The organism is Thiothrix lacustris DSM 21227 (assembly GCF_000621325.1).
GTDB lineage: Bacteria > Pseudomonadota > Gammaproteobacteria > Thiotrichales > Thiotrichaceae > Thiothrix > Thiothrix lacustris.
In genome coordinates this window covers 71,897-88,354 of sequence record NZ_JHYQ01000008.1, presented here as the reverse complement: position 1 = coordinate 88,354, position 16,458 = coordinate 71,897, and the positions used below count along the sequence as shown (strand labels likewise).

At 52.3% G+C, this 16,458-nt stretch carries 13 protein-coding genes; 5 read left to right on the top strand and 8 right to left on the bottom strand.

All coding sequences use genetic code 11. The features are described 5' to 3' along the window. The first annotated feature begins 24 nt into the window (after positions 1-24). Positions 25-930 (top strand): 30S ribosomal protein S6--L-glutamate ligase, encoded by a 906-nt coding sequence (gene rimK, locus Q394_RS0105655; protein ID WP_028488416.1) that lies wholly within the window; start codon positions 25-27, stop codon positions 928-930. Next, positions 930-1,991: a succinylglutamate desuccinylase/aspartoacylase family protein gene (locus Q394_RS0105650; protein ID WP_028488415.1), complete on the top strand. Its 1,062-nt coding sequence runs from the start codon at positions 930-932 to the stop codon at positions 1,989-1,991. Before rimK ends, Q394_RS0105650 begins: the two co-directional genes overlap by 1 nt. Positions 1,992-2,003: 12 nt before the next feature. Here the strand turns inward: Q394_RS0105650 and Q394_RS0105645 are convergent, their stop codons facing one another. The 5 genes from Q394_RS0105645 to Q394_RS0105625 all read right to left on the bottom strand — a co-directional run bounded on the left by Q394_RS0105645 (position 2,004) and on the right by Q394_RS0105625 (position 8,098). Next, positions 2,004-2,909 carry a PfkB family carbohydrate kinase gene (locus tag Q394_RS0105645; RefSeq protein ID WP_084260364.1) on the bottom strand — a complete coding sequence of 302 codons (906 nt, stop codon included), beginning with the start codon at positions 2,907-2,909 and terminating at the stop codon, positions 2,004-2,006. Between the two features lie 2 nt (positions 2,910-2,911). Beyond that, positions 2,912-3,544: a S1C family serine protease gene (locus Q394_RS19270; protein ID WP_051542874.1), complete on the bottom strand. Its 633-nt coding sequence runs from the start codon at positions 3,542-3,544 to the stop codon at positions 2,912-2,914. A gap of 130 nt (positions 3,545-3,674) precedes the next feature. Then, positions 3,675-4,544: an HAD-IIB family hydrolase gene (locus tag Q394_RS0105635; protein WP_028488414.1), complete on the bottom strand. Its 870-nt coding sequence runs from the start codon at positions 4,542-4,544 to the stop codon at positions 3,675-3,677. Next, entirely contained in the window at positions 4,541-6,694 is a 2,154-nt protein-coding gene (locus tag Q394_RS0105630) for an HAD family hydrolase (protein WP_028488413.1), read from the bottom strand. The genes Q394_RS0105635 and Q394_RS0105630 overlap by 4 nt, the downstream gene beginning before the upstream one ends. Before the next feature lie 54 nt (positions 6,695-6,748). Next, positions 6,749-8,098, bottom strand: a complete 1,350-nt coding sequence (locus Q394_RS0105625; RefSeq protein ID WP_028488412.1) for a dicarboxylate/amino acid:cation symporter — start codon at positions 8,096-8,098, stop codon at positions 6,749-6,751. A 133-nt stretch (positions 8,099-8,231) separates the two neighbouring features. Between Q394_RS0105625 and nhaD the strand changes: the two genes are divergently transcribed. Further along, positions 8,232-9,641, top strand: a complete 1,410-nt coding sequence (gene nhaD, locus Q394_RS0105620) for a sodium:proton antiporter NhaD (RefSeq protein WP_028488411.1) — start codon at positions 8,232-8,234, stop codon at positions 9,639-9,641. Between the two features lie 70 nt (positions 9,642-9,711). Here nhaD and Q394_RS0105615 read toward each other — a convergent pair whose 3' ends face one another. Continuing rightward, positions 9,712-11,640: a sodium:solute symporter family protein gene (locus Q394_RS0105615; protein ID WP_028488410.1), complete on the bottom strand. Its 1,929-nt coding sequence runs from the start codon at positions 11,638-11,640 to the stop codon at positions 9,712-9,714. Positions 11,641-11,651: 11 nt separating this feature from the next. Then, positions 11,652-11,906: a DUF4212 domain-containing protein gene (locus Q394_RS0105610; protein ID WP_028488409.1), complete on the bottom strand. Its 255-nt coding sequence runs from the start codon at positions 11,904-11,906 to the stop codon at positions 11,652-11,654. A 410-nt stretch (positions 11,907-12,316) separates the two neighbouring features. Between Q394_RS0105610 and glnL the strand changes: the two genes are divergently transcribed. After that, positions 12,317-13,387, top strand: coding sequence for a nitrogen regulation protein NR(II) (gene glnL / locus Q394_RS0105605; RefSeq protein ID WP_028488408.1), 1,071 nt, complete (start codon positions 12,317-12,319; stop codon positions 13,385-13,387). After that, positions 13,374-14,792: a nitrogen regulation protein NR(I) gene (gene ntrC / locus Q394_RS0105600; protein WP_028488407.1), complete on the top strand. Its 1,419-nt coding sequence runs from the start codon at positions 13,374-13,376 to the stop codon at positions 14,790-14,792. Before glnL ends, ntrC begins: the two co-directional genes overlap by 14 nt. Here ntrC and Q394_RS0105595 read toward each other — a convergent pair. Next, complete coding sequence (locus Q394_RS0105595) at positions 14,764-16,392, bottom strand: sulfatase-like hydrolase/transferase (protein ID WP_028488406.1); 1,629 nt, start codon at positions 16,390-16,392, stop codon at positions 14,764-14,766. The genes ntrC and Q394_RS0105595 overlap by 29 nt on opposite strands. Between the last annotated feature and the right edge of the window lie 66 nt (positions 16,393-16,458).

Genomic DNA, 16,458 nt, shown 5'->3' with positions numbered 1-16,458 from the left:
GATACATTCATGGAGGAATCCCGGATGAAAATAGCCATCCTGTCGCGCAATGCCAAATTGTATTCCACACGCCGTTTAGTCGAAGCTGCCGAACAACAAGGACACGAAGTTAAAGTTGTTGACGTGCTACGTTGCTACATGAACATCGCCGCCAATAATCCGATGGTCTATTACAAGGGGGAGGCGCTGGAAGGTTTTGATGCCGTTATCCCGCGTATTGGCGCCTCCGTCACCTTTTACGGGGCAGCGGTACTGCGCCAGTTTGAAATGATGGGGGTCTACCCGGTGAACGAATCGGTTGCCATTACCCGCTCCCGAGACAAGTTGCGCTCTATCCAGTTATTGTCACGCAAAGGTATTGGCCTGCCCATAACCGGTTTCGCCAACAAGCCTGATGATGTCAAAAGCGTTATTAAACTGGTGGGTGGTGCGCCGCTGGTGGTCAAATTGCTGGAAGGCACTCAGGGCATCGGCGTGGTACTCGCAGAAACCGACAAGGCAGCCGAAAGCGTCATCGAAGGTTTCATGGGGTTAAAAGCCAATATTTTGGTACAGGAGTTTATCAAGGAAGCCGGTGGTGCCGACATTCGCTGCTTTGTTATCGGCGACAAGGTGGTTGCAGCGATGAAGCGTCAGGGCGCACCGGGCGAATTCCGTTCCAACTTGCACCGTGGCGGGAGTGCGTCGCTGGTCAGAATTACCCCGGAAGAACGCTCCACCGCCGTGCGTGCCGCCCATATCATGGGCTTGAACGTGGCAGGTGTGGACATTCTGCGTTCCAATCACGGCCCAGTCGTGATGGAAGTCAATTCATCACCGGGCCTGGAGGGTATTGAAGCCGCCACAGAAAAAGATGTGGCGGGTATGATCATCAAATTCATTGCTGCCCATGCTTCTCATGGCAAAACCCGTACACGAGGCAAAGGTTAATGTCGAAACGAGCTGCTAATCGAGAAGCCTTCACACTGGGGGAGCATATTATCCAGCCAGGTGAAGAGCACTATATTGAGCTACCATTGCCGGGTCTTTACACCCATTCTCCGGTGTGTATGCCGGTACATATCACTCATTGCCGCGCTGATGGCCCCAAATTGTTCATCAGTGCAGCTATTCACGGTGACGAGATCAATGGTGTCGAAATCATTCGCAGGGTGATCAACAGTCCCATGCTGAAACGAATGCGTGGTACGCTGATAGCGGTTCCGGTGGTCAATGTTTATGGTTTCATCAACAAGTCCCGTTACCTGCCTGACCGGCGTGATTTGAACCGCTCATTTCCCGGCTCGGAAAATGGCTCAATGGCGAGTAAGCTGGCGCATGTGTTTCTGCAACAGATTGCCCGTCGTTGCCAATACGGTATTGACCTGCACACGGCAGCCATCGGGCGTGACAACCTGCCACAAATACGCGGCAAGGTCTTCGATGACCCCGAATTACTGGAGTTGGCAGCCGCATTTGATTCCCCCGTCATCCTCAATGCCGAGCTGCGCGAAGGTTCCCTGCGCCATGCGCTGACGCAGACCTCTAGCACAAAAGTATTGCTGTATGAAGCGGGTGAAGCGCTGCGCTTTGACGAAATCGCCATTCGCGCCGGGGTGCGTGGCATCTTGAACATTATGCGTCATCTCGGCATGTTGTCTGGTCAGCGTCACCCTCGCAAACAATACATTGAAACGGCTGTTGCCCATTCCAGTCGCTGGGTGCGTGCTCCACAAAGTGGCATTTTGCGTTCCATCATACCCATGGGCAGCAAAGTTGAAAAAGGCACCATTATGGGCTACGTGGCTGACCCGTTTGGGGAAACCGAAAAACCTGTGATTGCACCAACTGCTGGCATGATCATCGGTAAAACCACCTTGCCGTTGGTGCATGAAGGTGAAGCCATCTTCCATATCGCCCGCTTTGAGATGCTGGATACTGCTTCCCGGTCATTGGAAGAGTTCCACAACGAACTTGATCCATCCGAGGGGGATGATCATGTTATTTTCTGAGGCTTAAGCGCTTTAGCTCAGTTGCCACTGCGCCTTGAATGTTCGGTAAAACTCAGGATCTGTGGTGGTTGCACCGCGTAAACCCACCACGGCACTGGCAAATTGCTGGGCACGTTGCAAGGTTTGCGTCATTTCCCAATCCTTGAGTTTCCCCACCAACAGCACGCTGCTGAAAGCGTCGCCCGCGCCGACCGTATCCACCACATGGGTAGCGCGTTCCGGCTTGATCTGCAAACGTTCCCCAGCGGCTGAAATCGCCAGCGCTCCGGCAGCGCCTTGCGTCACCACCAGCCATTCCAACGGCAAAGTGTCGAACAGGTGCTGGATGCGGCTGTCCGTATCACTGGCTTGCGGCACCATTTCCGTCAGTTCATCTGCATTGATTTTGAGGAAATGCGCCCCACTCAGCAAGGTTGCGATATTGGCGGCATCCCACCACGGCGCTCGCAGATTAATGTCGATAAAGCGTTGCTGTGGTGCTTGCATCAACACTTGCCAAGCATCGCGGGAAACGGGTTGGCGCACAGCAAGGCTACCGTGATACAGCAAGGTGTTGGCGGGCAAGTCAGGCAATGCCGCTGGCTGGATAAAATCCCACGCACTGTCTGGTACGATCAAATAATGCGGTTCGCCGTCTTGGATGCTGACATCCACCACCCCGGTAGGGTGAGTTGGGTCAGTTTGCAAGCCGGATAAATCCATGCCCCAATCTTGCATCGCAGTACGAATTTGTGTGCCTAACGGGTCATCACCAACGCTGGAAATGAACAGTGGCTCCAGCCCAAATGCCTGTAAGTTCCAAGCGACATTGAAGGGTGCGCCACCCAGCACTGTTGTGCCATCCGGGAAACGGTCAAATAAGACTTCGCCAAAAATGACCGGGCGTAAAGCGTGTGATGTAGTGGTATTCATTGTCATGGTTAGCCAGTATCTCCTGCTAGTAAACGTGGAAGGACGGATCTTACCGTATCCATTGGTACGGCAAAACCAATGCCCTCAGAACCACCCGACAGGCTATAAATGGCGACATTGACGCCAATAACACGGCCGCTGCTGTCGATCAGGGGAGCGCCGGAACTGCCGGGGTTAATGGCGGCATCGGTCTGGATCAGGTTGCTGATACCCCCCGTTTGCGGGTCGCCAAAGTTACGCCCCACCGCAGAAATAATGCCAGTAGTGAAGCTGCGCCCAAGGTCAAAAGCATTGCCAATACTGAAAACCTTTTGTCCCACTTTTAAATTAGTGCTACTACCCGTCACGGCTGGAGGGGGTAAATTTTCCAGTGATCGTAGTCTAAGTACCGCAATGTCGTATTCTTTACTGAAGCCAATTACGTCCGCATCCAGCGTGCGCTCATCTGCCAAGCTCACGGTCAGTGTTTTGTAACCTGCAATCAAGTGTTGGGTGGTGATGATATGCCCTTGCTTATCCCACAAGAAACCCGTTCCTGAGGCAACTGTGCCGAACTCATCTTCTGGTTGGTCATCGGCATGGATACACACTACAGAAGGATTGCTACGCTCGAAGAGAGCAATGGTGCTGCGTTCCTCCATCTGTAGGGTGCTGCATCCCGTCAAAAATAGGCCAAGCAAAGCTATCGCAAGTGGGGGGATTCTCATAAGTATCGGGGGCCTGTTTTTCGCAAGTTGGGGGCTAGTCTGTTCTTCGCAACAGTATAAGCAACTACACCCCGTTTTCCAACGCTGTCAGCCGGGCTGTTATCGACGGATGATAATGGGCAATACCTTCCAGAATACCCGCTGCGTAATGGCCATTCATGCCCAGAAAGCCGCCCTGTGCCAGATACAGCGCCGCTGCCGTACCTGCTTTGTTGGCAAGCTGTACAGCCTCCGCTTTTAGCTCAGGGCTGGCGTTATTGACCAGAATGGCGGGAATCGGGCTGATTAGCACGGGCAAATCATTGCCGCTATCGCCTGAAAACACCGTGTTTTCCCGCGCAAATCCCTGCTTTTCCATGAGGAATTCAATCGCATGGCGCTTGCTGGCACGTGCGGGCAGGATGTCGAGCAAACCCATATTGGCGGGTTCGTCAATGCTCCAGATCAAGCTGGCGTGGATGCCGTTGGCGGACAGGCGCATTTGCACTTCGTCCAGCACGCGCTGATGCTTGATGGCAAGGTCAAGGTAATAGCTCAGCTTGTGGGTATTTTGCTTGGCGGCTTCTTGCAAGCGCAGAGCAGGGAAATCTTGCAACAATACTGCCAGCGCTTCCCGGTTACGTCCCGCCCAATCGGGGGCGATGTGGCTTTCCCACGCTTCCCACTGCTGCCAGTCCAGCCCGTTGCAGGCGTAAATGCTGGAACCGACATCCCCCAAGACGAAATCGGGCAGGGGCAGGTCGTAAGTGTGGATGGCTTCCCGCACCAGCCCTTGATCTCGCCCACTCACATACGCGAGGGTAATGTCGGGCAGGGCGGCGAGTGCATGAAACATTTCCCGTGCTTTGGGGGACTCCGGCTCTGCCCCGTTGGGGATCAGGGTGCGGTCAAGGTCGGTGCAAACCAGCAACCGTGCGTTCGTGTCGTTGCTCAAGCCGTTACCTCGCAAGTCTGGAAAAAGTCATAGTGTTCAATCGCTTCCAGAATACCTTCAGCATACGGTTGTGTCGCGAAGAAAATATTAACACCTTCATGCACCAGTTCGGACAGCTCTTCGTGATGGCGGTTGGCAACTACCACGCTCAATGTATTGCCGCGCATCATATCGGCATCTGCCCCAGAACCGCCCGCTGCGAGAATGCGTTCCAGCGGAATGTCACGGCGGTCGGCAAACCAGCGCAAGGCTAGCCCTTTGGAGGCACGTACCGGGATAATGTCGAGGAATTGCCCAAACGATTGCAGCACATTCACCGCTTGGCCTTCCTGATGCAACAGGCTGTTGAGGTGCTGGATGTCCGGGGCAATCTGTGGGTCAATGTAATAGCTGACCTTGAAGCGGCTTTGCTCACTTTTAGGTTGCAGCTTTAACCCCGGTAGCCCTTCGAGCACGCGGCGAATAATACGCGGGTTCCAGAGGTGGTCGATATGCCGTTCCCACGCTGTATCCGGTAGCAGGTTGGGGGCGTAGTAAATTTCCGTGCCTAAGCTGGTGATGAGCACGTCGGGCTGGGGGATGCCGTGTTTTTTCATGGCTTGCAGCGCGGAATCCAGCCGTCGCCCGGTAGCAATGCCAAACAGCACGCAACTGCGGTTGGCTTGTAAGGCTGTGAGGAAGGGTTGCAGTGCTTCCGGCTTGCCTAGCAGGTTTTGGTCGAGGTCGGAAAACAAGGCACGGTCGTGGTGCAATTGTTGGCGGCGCTTGACGGGCACTGGGGTGATGGTTTCTGTGCGGTCGATGAGTGGGTGTACGACTTGCAGGTATTTTTCCACATGGGCTTGCCAGGAGTAATAGTGCTGCACACCTTGCAGGCCGTTATCGGCGAGGGTTTCCCACGCTGCTGAGCCGCAGGTCAGGACTTGCAGTAACTGGGCGGCTATATCGGCGCGGTCTAGCGGGTTAATCAGGTAGCCGTTGTGGCAGTTGCCGATAATGTCGGTTGGACCGCCATCATCGGTGGCGACGATGGGTAAACCGCTGGCGGCGGCTTCGATCAGGGTCAGGCCGAAGGGTTCGGTCAGGGCAGGGTTGACGAATACGCCTTTGCTGAGGGCTGCCAGCCGATACAGGGCGGATACGTCGCTGGATTGGTGGTGTTTGGGGTAGGCCACTTTGCCGTACAGGTCGTATTGGTCAACCGTGAGCAGGATGTCGTTGAGAACTTCTTGCGCCCCAGTGTCGAGGTCGCGGATGTCGTCACGGTTGCCTGCAATGATGATCAGGTTGGCTTGTTGCTGAAGCTCGGGTGATTCACCGTAAGCACACACCAGTTCTGCAATATTCTTGCGCGGGTCGGGGCGGGAAAGCGCGAGGATCATGGGTTTGTGCGGGTTGGCAAGGAAGCGTGCCAATTCTGCTGCCATCGGGTGGCTGGCTTCATCACCTGTCGGTGGGTGAAATTGTTGCAGGTCAGTGCCGGGGGGAATGACGCGCATGTGTTCGGGCTGGTAATGGTTGTAGAGGCCGTATTGTTCCTGCACTTCTTGCTGGGTGCTGGTAATGACACGTTCGGCAACGCCCAATGTGGTTTCTTCGGCTTCAATGCGCTGGGTGATGTTGTAACGGGTTTCGAGGGCTGCTTTGCTGTGGCCTGCTGCCAGCAATTGGCGGCGTTTGCTGCGCCCGAGCGAATGCCCGGTATGCACCAGCGGAATGCCCAGCAGGTTGGAAAGGCGTACCCCGACATAACCGGCGTCAGCGTAATGGCTATGGAGGATGTCAGGTAAGCGCGGCTGTTGCTTGAGGTATTCGATCGCCGAGTCAGCAAAGCTGTCGAGGCAATCCCACAGTTCTTCTTTGGGAAGGTAGCCGTCGCCACCGCACTCAATCCGCACAATTTGTGCCTTGGCGGACAGGGCTTCAAAGGTTTGGGCGTAGTCTTTATGGACGCTTGCATCGACGACTCGGCGGGTGAGCAGGTCTACTCGCCCTACCGAGGCTTGTTCACCGAGGGCGCGAGCCAGTTCCACGACGTATTTGGTTTGCCCGCCGGTGTCGGCATCGCGCCCCAGTTCCAGGTTTTGCCCGCGAATCAGCCCGTGGATGCTGATCAGGACAATATAGGGTTGATGTTGCTCTGTTGACATGTTTGACACTCTCTTTCCCGTTTATTCAGGATTTTTGTGCACTGTGCGCTTTCGTTATTGACGGGAGTGTAGGGTCTCTATGACATTTGCCATTTCATTTTCTACCGCCTGATCCAGCTTGATTGTATCGGAAGTCACACCCGCCATTGGGTCATTGTAAATGGTTTCATTGAGTTTTCCTTCGCTTTTGGCGACGATTACTGATACCACAGAGTCGCCGGAAACATTCACGGCGGTGCGGATCATGTCCAGCAAACGGTCAACCCCGAGGATCAGGCCGATGCCTTCCACCGGCAAGCCAACTTGTACGAATACCATGGATAGCATGATCAAACCTACGCCCGGCACGCCCGCTGTACCAATGGAGGCCAAGACTGCCATGGCAATGACCACTAGATAATCCGTCAGACCCAGATGCACGGCGTAGACATTGGCAATGAAAACGGTGGCAACGCCTTGCATGATGGCTGTGCCGTCCATATTGATGGTGGCGCCAAATGGCACGGTGAATGAGGCGACAGAATTATTCACCCCTAGGCGTTCCGTTACGGTGCGTATCGTGACGGGGATGGTGGCGTTGGAGCTGGAGGTACTAAAGGCAAATACCTGCACATTGCGCATTTTACGGATGAAACGCATCGGGCTGAGGCCGGAAAGCAGTTTCAATAACACCATCAGCGTGCCAAACAGGTGGAACATCAAGGCGGCGATCAAGACCAGTACATAACCTGCCAGTACGCTCAGTAAATCAAAACCGAGTTCCGCCATGGCCTTGGCTATCAGTGCGAAGACGGCGTAGGGGGCGGCAGCCATGACAATCGAGACCATTTTCATCATGACTTCGTTGGCAAGCTCAGCGCCTTCAATCAGGCTTTTGGCTTTTCTGCCGACCATCAGGATGCTGATACCCAGCAGGATGGCAAAGAAAATGACTTGCAGCATTTCACCGTTGGCCATTGCGGCGATCGGGTTGGTGGGGATGATATTGGTGAGTACGTCGATCAACGCTGGGGCTTCTTTGGCGCTGAAGCTGGCTGTTGCGCTGGCTTGCATCCCTTGCCCGATACCGGTAGTCGTGGCAAACAGTATGGCTGTGGCGACTGCGATGGCAGTGGTCAGGATGTAAAGTAGAAAGGATTTCATGCCAACCCTTCCTAAGATCGAAAGATTGCCGATGCCGCACACGCCGCAGATCAATGAGAATAATACCAAGGGTACTACCAACATTTTAAGGGCATTGATGAATAATTTGCCGATACCCTGAAACAGGCCATTGACGATGTATTCATTAACAAAGCTGCCCGTGCTGTTGAGGCCGCTGATATTGAGCAATAAGCCAACAGTAATACCTGCCAGCATGGCGATGATCACTTGAAGTGTTAGGTTGGATTTGATGGTGTTCATTTACTCTCCTTTTTCCTCACGTCGTATGTCTGTGTAGGTTAACACATCGGGCTGGATTAGGCGGGATTATGGTGCGAAATGAGGCTAAAAATGTTACTATTTGTCTGTTTTTAGTAATGAAAAATCCTTTATGATGAAAAACTTAAGCAACACTTGGCGTGTTAGTCTGATTGGGCTAGTCACATGCCTGTTTCCTGTAATCAGCTTGGCGAGTGAAGGGGGAGGAGATGTCGCGCATCTGACCGGTACTGGGCTGGGTTTGACGGCCTTGATCTTGTTTATATTTGCCTATGCCTTGGTAATTGGCGAAGAACATATCCATTTGCGTAAGTCCAAACCCGTGATGGTCGCAGCCGGGATTATTTGGGTGCTGGTTGCTATTGCCTATATGGAGATTGGGCAGATCGATAAGGTGGAGGCGATTCTCGACCACAATTTGCTGGAATACGGCAAGCTGATGCTGTTCTTGTTGGCGGCGATGACCTTCATCAATACGCTGGATGAACGCAATATGTTTGCAGCGCTGCGTTCCTGGTTGGTGTCGCGGGGCTTTTCGTTGTACGGGATTTTCTGGATCACCGGTGTCTTGGCTTTCTTTATTTCTCCTGTCGCTGATAATTTGACAACAGCATTGTTGATGGCGGCAGTGTTAGTGGCGGTGGCTTCAGATAGACCCCAGTTTGTGGCAATGGGGTGCGTCAATATTGTGGTGGCGGCTAATGCGGGCGGGGCATGGAGTCCGTTTGGCGATATTACAACGTTGATGGTTTGGCAGGCGGGCTTGGTAGAGTTTACGGGATTCTTTGCATTATTTATTCCTTCACTACTGAATTGGTTAGTGCCTGCTTTGATCATGTCGTTTTTTATTGAGAAGGGTAAGCCTGCTGCGATTAGTCAAGTGATCAGGGTCAAACAAGGCGGCTTTGTGGTACTGGGCTTGTTTGTTGCGACCATTGCAATGGCGGTTGTTTTCCACAATTCCCTGCATTTGCCACCAGTGCTGGGGATGATGACGGGGTTGGGTGTGTTGAAGTTCTACGGTTGGTACCTGAAAATGTTTGATAATGACCCCAGTAATGATACCGCAGATGGTAGTGTGGGTCGGTTTGATATTTTCAATCAATTACAGCGTGCCGAATGGGATACGTTGATGTTTTTCTATGGCGTTATTCTGTGTGTGGGTGGTTTGGGCGCGTTTGGGTATTTGGCCATGGTGTCAGAATTGCTTTATACCGATATGGGCGCAACCTGGGCTAATGTGATGGTCGGTATTTTGTCTGCCATTGTGGATAATATTCCGGTGATGTTTGCGGTGATTACCATGAATCCAGACATGTCATATGGGCAATGGTTGTTGGTGACATTGACAGCAGGCGTGGGTGGTTCTTTGCTTTCCATTGGTTCAGCCGCTGGGGTGGCTCTGATGGGGCAAGCCCGTGGTATCTATACCTTTGGCTCACACCTCAAATGGACGTGGGCGGTCGCATTGGGGTATGTCGTGAGTATCTGGGCACATTTGTGGATTAATGCCACGTTGATTTAAGAAAATCTTCCACTAACGCCCATAAAAAAAGGCTCCCGAGGGAGCCTTTTTTACCGAGTGGAGATTCGGTTTAGTGAGCGATTGCACCACCCGCACCGCGCGGGATACGTACATCTTCAACCAAATGTTGAATATGCTCTGGTGGTTCTGGTGTGAACTTGGCCACGATGAAGGCAACAGCGAAGTTAGCCATCGCACCCACAGTACCAAACGCTTCAGGAGAAATGCCCAGGAACCAGTTTTCTGGTTTGTTTGGTGCCATTTCAGTGCCCTTGATGAAGAACCAGCCTTTGAACCAGAAGATGTACAGCAGTGTTAAGCCGATACCAGCCAACATACCTGCGATAGCACCTTGAGTGTTCATGCGCTTGGAGAAGATACCCATCATCAACACAGGGAAGATGGAGGATGCCGCCAAACCAAACGCCAAGGCCACGACTTCAGCCGCAAAGCCCGGTGGGTTCATACCCATGTAGCCTGCGAGAATGATCGCGATAGTAATGGCAACACGAGAAGCCATCAGTTCGTTTTTCTCAGAAATGTTAGGCATCATGATACCTTTCAACAAGTCATGAGAAACGGAAGAGGCGATTGCCAACAACAGGCCAGCTGCTGTAGACAGTGCCGCTGCGATACCACCGGCCGCAACCAGCGCGATAACCCAGTTAGGCAGTTTAGCGATTTCAGGGTTAGCCAGTACCATAATGTCGTTGTCGACCTTGGTGACTTCGTTACCTTTCCAACCAAAATCAGCAAACTTTTTGGTTTTCTCGTCGCTCATGTATTTAGTCATGGCTGCATCAGCGGCGGTCTTGGCTTTATCAACTTCAGCTTGCGCTGCGGTTGTATTACCAGCTTTGTCCTGTGCTTCTTTCAACGCTTTTTCAGCAGCGCCCAAGTCAGCTTGTGCTTTGCTTAATCCACCGTCGTTGTAGTACTGGATTTTGCCATCGCCGTTTTTGTCTTCAAAGGAGATCAAGCCGGTTTTTTCCCAGTTTGCCATCCATTTTGGACGTGCGTCGAATGCCAAGTTACCGTCAGCCGAGCCAACTTCACCAGTTTGAACGGTTTGCATCAAGTTCAAGCGAGCCATTGCGCCAACCGCTGGAGCGGTGGTGTATAGCAGTGCGATGAAAACCAATGCCCAACCAGCAGAAGAACGTGCGTCTTTTACAGTAGCAACCGTGAAGAAACGGATGATAACGTGTGGCAGACCCGCAGTACCAATCATCAGCGTCATGGTTAACATGAAAATGTTGATCGTTGTGTCGTTTTGGATACTGTACGCTTTGAAGCCAAGATCCGTGACTACCTGATCCAGTTTGTCGAGCATGTACATGCCACTGCCGTCAGCCATCGTAGAACCTAAGCCCAATTGTGGGATAGGGTTGCCAGTCAAGTTGAAGGAGATAAAGACGGCTGGAACGGTGTAAGCCAAGATCAATACAACGTATTGCGCGATCTGTGTGTAGGTGATCCCTTTCATACCGCCGAAGGCAGCATAGAAGAAGACGATGATCATACCAACAACCAGACCCATTTCCATGCTAACGCCGAGGAAACGCGAGAAGGTAACGCCGACGCCTTTCATCTGACCGATTACATAAGTCAGGGAAATAACGATCAAACAAACAACTGCTACGACACGCGCAGTTTTGGAGTAGTAGCGATCACCCACGAACTCAGGAACGGTAAATTTACCGAATTTACGCAGGTAAGGTGCTAACAGCATCGCCATCAGTACGTAACCACCTGTCCAACCCATCAGGTAAGCAGAAGCATCGTAACCTTTGAAGGCGATGATACCCGCCATGGAGATGAAGGATGCTGCTGACATCCAGTCAGCTGCTGTGGCCATACCGTTTTGGATAGGGCCGATGCCGCCACCCGCTACGTAGAAGTCACTGGTAGAGCCAGCGCGTGCCCACCAAGCAATGGCGAAGTACAGTATGAAACTCGCGCCGACAATTACATAAGTCCAGATTTGAAGTTCAGTCATGTGTCTCTCCCTTATTCGTGAACGTCAAATTCACGGTCAATCTGACCCATGCGCCATGCATAGAACGTGATCAAACCAATGAAGACATAGATGGAACCCTGCTGGGCGAACCAGAAGCCAAGTTTATAACCGCCGAGGTGGATAGTATTCAGTTGATCTAACAACAAAATACCAAAACCAAACGACACAATGAACCAGATAGCAAGACATATAGTGAGCAAGCGAACATTCGCTGCCCAATATGCCTTCGCAGATTTATCCAACATAATTAAGACTCCTCCGTTGTTGTACAAACGCGATGAGTTTAGCCTGAATGTAAACAGAATGTAAATTGCCAGTATCGTGAATTTTATGGATTGCCTAACATTTTGTAGATTCTTAGGTGGTGTTTAAAGGGGTTAGCGGCAGGTTTTAGGCCTATTAACTTTTGGATTGTCGACAATCTTGATTTTTACGGTGTGTGACCGTATAGCATTATGTGAGTGTGCCACATACCCTATAGGTGTTGTATTTATCCCTAATAGGGAGATGGGTGACAGCATTTCATGCTATTGGACGGATGCACCATGATGGTGCTAAATAGTTGGTGACTGAGGACGTGTTGTGGTGCATGTTTCTTATCGTATTGAAAAATATCAATAAAAATTAATGGCATTAAATTTGCAATGCTTTGGTTATGAATAAGGTAAACGTGAATAAAAGTGATTTGTTGGACACCCTGACTGGCTCCATTGTGGTGCTGGATGCAGGCTTGCACGTTGTTTATATGAATCAAGCGGCTGAGATGCTGTTTGGGCAAAGCCAGCAACGGGCGGTGGGCATACCTGTAGCATTGTTATTACGTAGCCACGAAGTGCTGGAACATTTAGGCTTGGCTTTAAGCTTGAGTGACCCACAATCTCTCCGTGAATGCGTGATTGAAGTAGCGCATGGTGAACAAATAACCATTGATTGCGTGATCAGTCCGCTTGCCCTGAGTGATTGGCAAAACCACTTGCTACTGGAAGTTCATCGTGTTGATCGCAAATTGCGCATCGTGCGTGAAGAGCAGGTGATTCATCAGCAACAGGCAGTACATGAGCTGGTACGTGGCATTGCCCATGAAATCAAAAATCCCTTGGGAGGCTTGCGAGGGGCGGCGCAATTGCTGGAAAGTGAACTGGATGACCCGGAACTCAAGGAATACACGCAGATTATTATTTCTGAAGCAGACCGTCTGAAGCATCTAGTGGATGGCATGTTAGGGCCGAGCCGCTTACCTTTGACAGAGAGTGTCAATATTCATGAGGTACTGGAGCATGTGAGGCATCTAGTCAGTGCTGAAGTGCCTGCGAGCGTGCGATTTGTGCGGGATTACGACCCTAGTCTGCCAGAGTTTCAGGGTGATCGTAACCAGTTGGTGCAGGTGGTCTTGAATATCGTCAACAATGCTACCCGTGCGTTGGACGGGGCTGGTCTGATTGAGTTACGTACTCGTGTGTTGCGGCAGTGCACGATTCAACAAATTCGTTACCGCCATGTTTTGAAAGTCGAAATCTGTGATAACGGACCGGGTGTGCCAGAACATTTGCAGGATAAGCTTTTCCTGCCGATGGTCAGCGGTCATCCCGAAGGTAGCGGCTTGGGTTTGGCGATTGCCCAACGCTTGGTGCGCCGCCATCACGGCTTGATCCATTGTGAGTCCGTTGCTGGGCGCACCTGTTTTTCTATTCTGATTCCGCTGGAGGATGACCATGTCGCACACTGAAAATGTCTGGGTAGCCGATGATGATCGCTCAATCCGCTGGGTGTTAGAGCGTACTTTGCAAAAGGCAGACATCACTACCCGCAGTTTCGAGACGGCGGATCAGGTGATTGCTGCCTTGCGTAGTGAACAGCCAGATGCGCTGATCACCGATATCCGAATGCCGGGTACGGATGGCCTGATTTTACTGGAGCGGATGCAACGCGAACACCCAACTATTCCCGTGATTATCATGACCGCTCATTCCGATCTGGAAAGTGCGGTGTCGGCCTATCAGGGCGGCGCTTTTGAATACTTGCCCAAGCCTTTTGATGTCAACGAAGCGTTGGAACTGGTGCGCCGTGCCTGCAAAATGCGCCGTGAGCGTGAAGGTGAAAAGCCAGCCGACCCGGTGGTGGAGTTGCTGGGAGGGCGCGATATGATCGGTCATGCCCCGGCGATGCAGGAAGTGTTTCGCGCCATTGGGCGACTCTCCAAATCCAGCATTACCGCGCTGATTACCGGCGAGTCCGGCACGGGCAAGGAATTGGTCGCCAAAGCCTTGCATACCCACAGCCCGCGTTCCACCAAGCCTTTTATTGCGTTGAATACCGCCGCTATCCCACGTGAATTATTGGAGTCCGAATTGTTCGGGCACGAAAAAGGTGCATTCACGGGGGCGTATGCACAACGTAAGGGACGTTTCGAGCAAGCGGATGGCGGCGCACTGTTTCTGGATGAAATCGGCGACATGCCAGCGGAATTGCAAACCCGCTTACTACGGGTATTGGCAGAAGGCACGTTCTACCGTGTTGGCGGGCATACCCCGGTGAAGGTGGATGTGCGCATCATTGCTGCTACCCACCAGCATCTGGAAGAGCTGGTGCATAAGGGGCAATTCCGGGAAGACTTGTTCCATCGCTTGAATGTCATCCGCATTCACAACCCGCCGTTACGCGAACGTCGTGAAGACATTCCCTTGCTGCTTAACCACTTCCTGCACCGTGCAGCGGAAGAGTTGCAGGTGGAAGTTAAATCCCTCTCCGGTCGAGTGACCGAACATTTGCAGACCTTGCCGTGGGCGGGGAATGTGCGCCAATTGGAAAACACCTGCCGTTGGCTGACGGTGATGGCGTCCGGGCGTGAAGTCGTTATGGATGATTTGCCCGCCGAATTGCTGGACAGCGACCCGGCTAAAACCGAAGTGCCAGACAACTGGGAAAAAGCGCTGGCACAGTTTGCCGATTACAAGCTCAACAAAGGTGCTACCAACCTGTTGACCGAACTCAACCCGATTTTCGAGCGTATCCTGCTGCAAGCTGCGCTGAAAAAAACCGGCGGGCGCAAAATTGAAGCCGCCGATTTGTTGGGTTGGGGGCGTAATACCCTGACCCGTAAACTCAAGGAGTTGGAGGTTGAGGACGTTTAAGCATGGCCTGATTTTTGGGTACAGCGTCTTCAAAACCACAAAAAGCCCCGGAACAGGCTTGCATGTGTACCAGTTTGTCAGTCAGGTAACGGCTTTCAAACCCGGCATAACGCAAGGTCAGCGCATCCAGCATAGCGATGTCGACGGTTTCAAAGGCCATGCCATCGAGCATTTTGCGGGTGACGTAACCCTTTGCTGAATCCCATGCATTGAAATAGGTGCGGAAGCGGTCTTGCTTGTAGAAATCGCTTTCCTGGAAATGTGCCGCGACATCGCCGGGGATATGGTCACCAAACGCCACGACAATGGTGCGTTCCGGCAACTTTTTGAGTTGCGCAAGGAAGTTCTCATAGGCTGTGACCGAGAGTTTCAGGCGTTCGTTGTAGTCCAGCATGATGGAGCATTGCTTGGCGGATAAACCCGGTTTGCAGCGGCGGGCATCCGGCGTTATGTCCTTGTCATGCGGGGAGTGCTGGCGCATGGTGGCGATGAACGTAAACAGGGGTTTGTCGTTGAGCTTGAGCTGTTTGAGGGCTTCATCGAAAAAGATTTCATCGGGCAGCTTGTTCCAGCGGCGTTTATTGCATTCCGGCATGGCCTTGCAGTCAATGAAGTCCTGAATGCCAAGTTGTTCATGGAAGCGTTGCCCGCCATAAAAGCGCCCGGCAATCGGGTAAATGGTTTTGGTTTTGTAGCCTTGTTGTGCCAGTTGTTGGGCAATTCTGCCATCCAGCCGTCCGGGGGCGAACAGGTTGATCGACTTCCAGCCATTGCCGTACAGCGGTGGGGCAACGCCGTGCAGAAAAGCGATTTCCTGTACCCACGTTGAGCCGCCAGCGGTATACACCTTCAGCGGGTAGGCATCCTGAAAGAATTCACCTTGTGGTTTGAAGCCCAGCACTTGTTCCGGCTGGAAAGTGGATTCTTCCAGAATCACAATGATATTGGGCTTTTTGTCTGGAGCTTCGGTAAAGGTTTCGGCTTGTTGGTCGGCTTTGAAGCAGCAATAGCTGGTTTCATGCGGTTGCGTGGGTTCTGCCAGTTGAGTGCGCCAGATACTTTGCACCAGAATCGGTAAGGTTTGTTTGTACTGCGCCGTCCATTGCAGGTCGACGTAAAAAATCGGCAGGTTCAGGGCGCTGAACAGCACGGCACTGCTGGCCAAGCCTAGGGCAAAATGCTTGCGCCCCAAGGCGGTGGTGGGCGGTTCGAGCCAGAAACTGACTATCAATAACAGCAAGTAGCCGCTGACCAGCAAGGTGGGCAGCAAGCCCATTTCCAGCAAGGTTTCGGCGCTCAGGGCGGCAATCACTAAATCAGGGGCAAGCAGTTGTGAGCCGAGATACTGGTATTTTATTCCCGCCCCGATCCATAACCCGCCGAGTATCACCGAGACAATACCAGCCGCAGACCAGGGGCGGCGTGATAGCAACAGCACGCCACTGAATAACAATGCCCAAGTGAGGATGATATACAGGCGGTTATAAGCGAAACCCCACGCTCCTGCATTGCCTCTGTCGGCAAACAGTATGTACACCATGCACAGGGTGGCTGGCACGGTAATCAGGAGAGGGATGAGGCTGCGCCTGAATGACAACATGATTATTCCAAGCAGAAAAAAGATTGATGAAGAATAACCAGTTTGTCATTAAATTGTCACATTAGT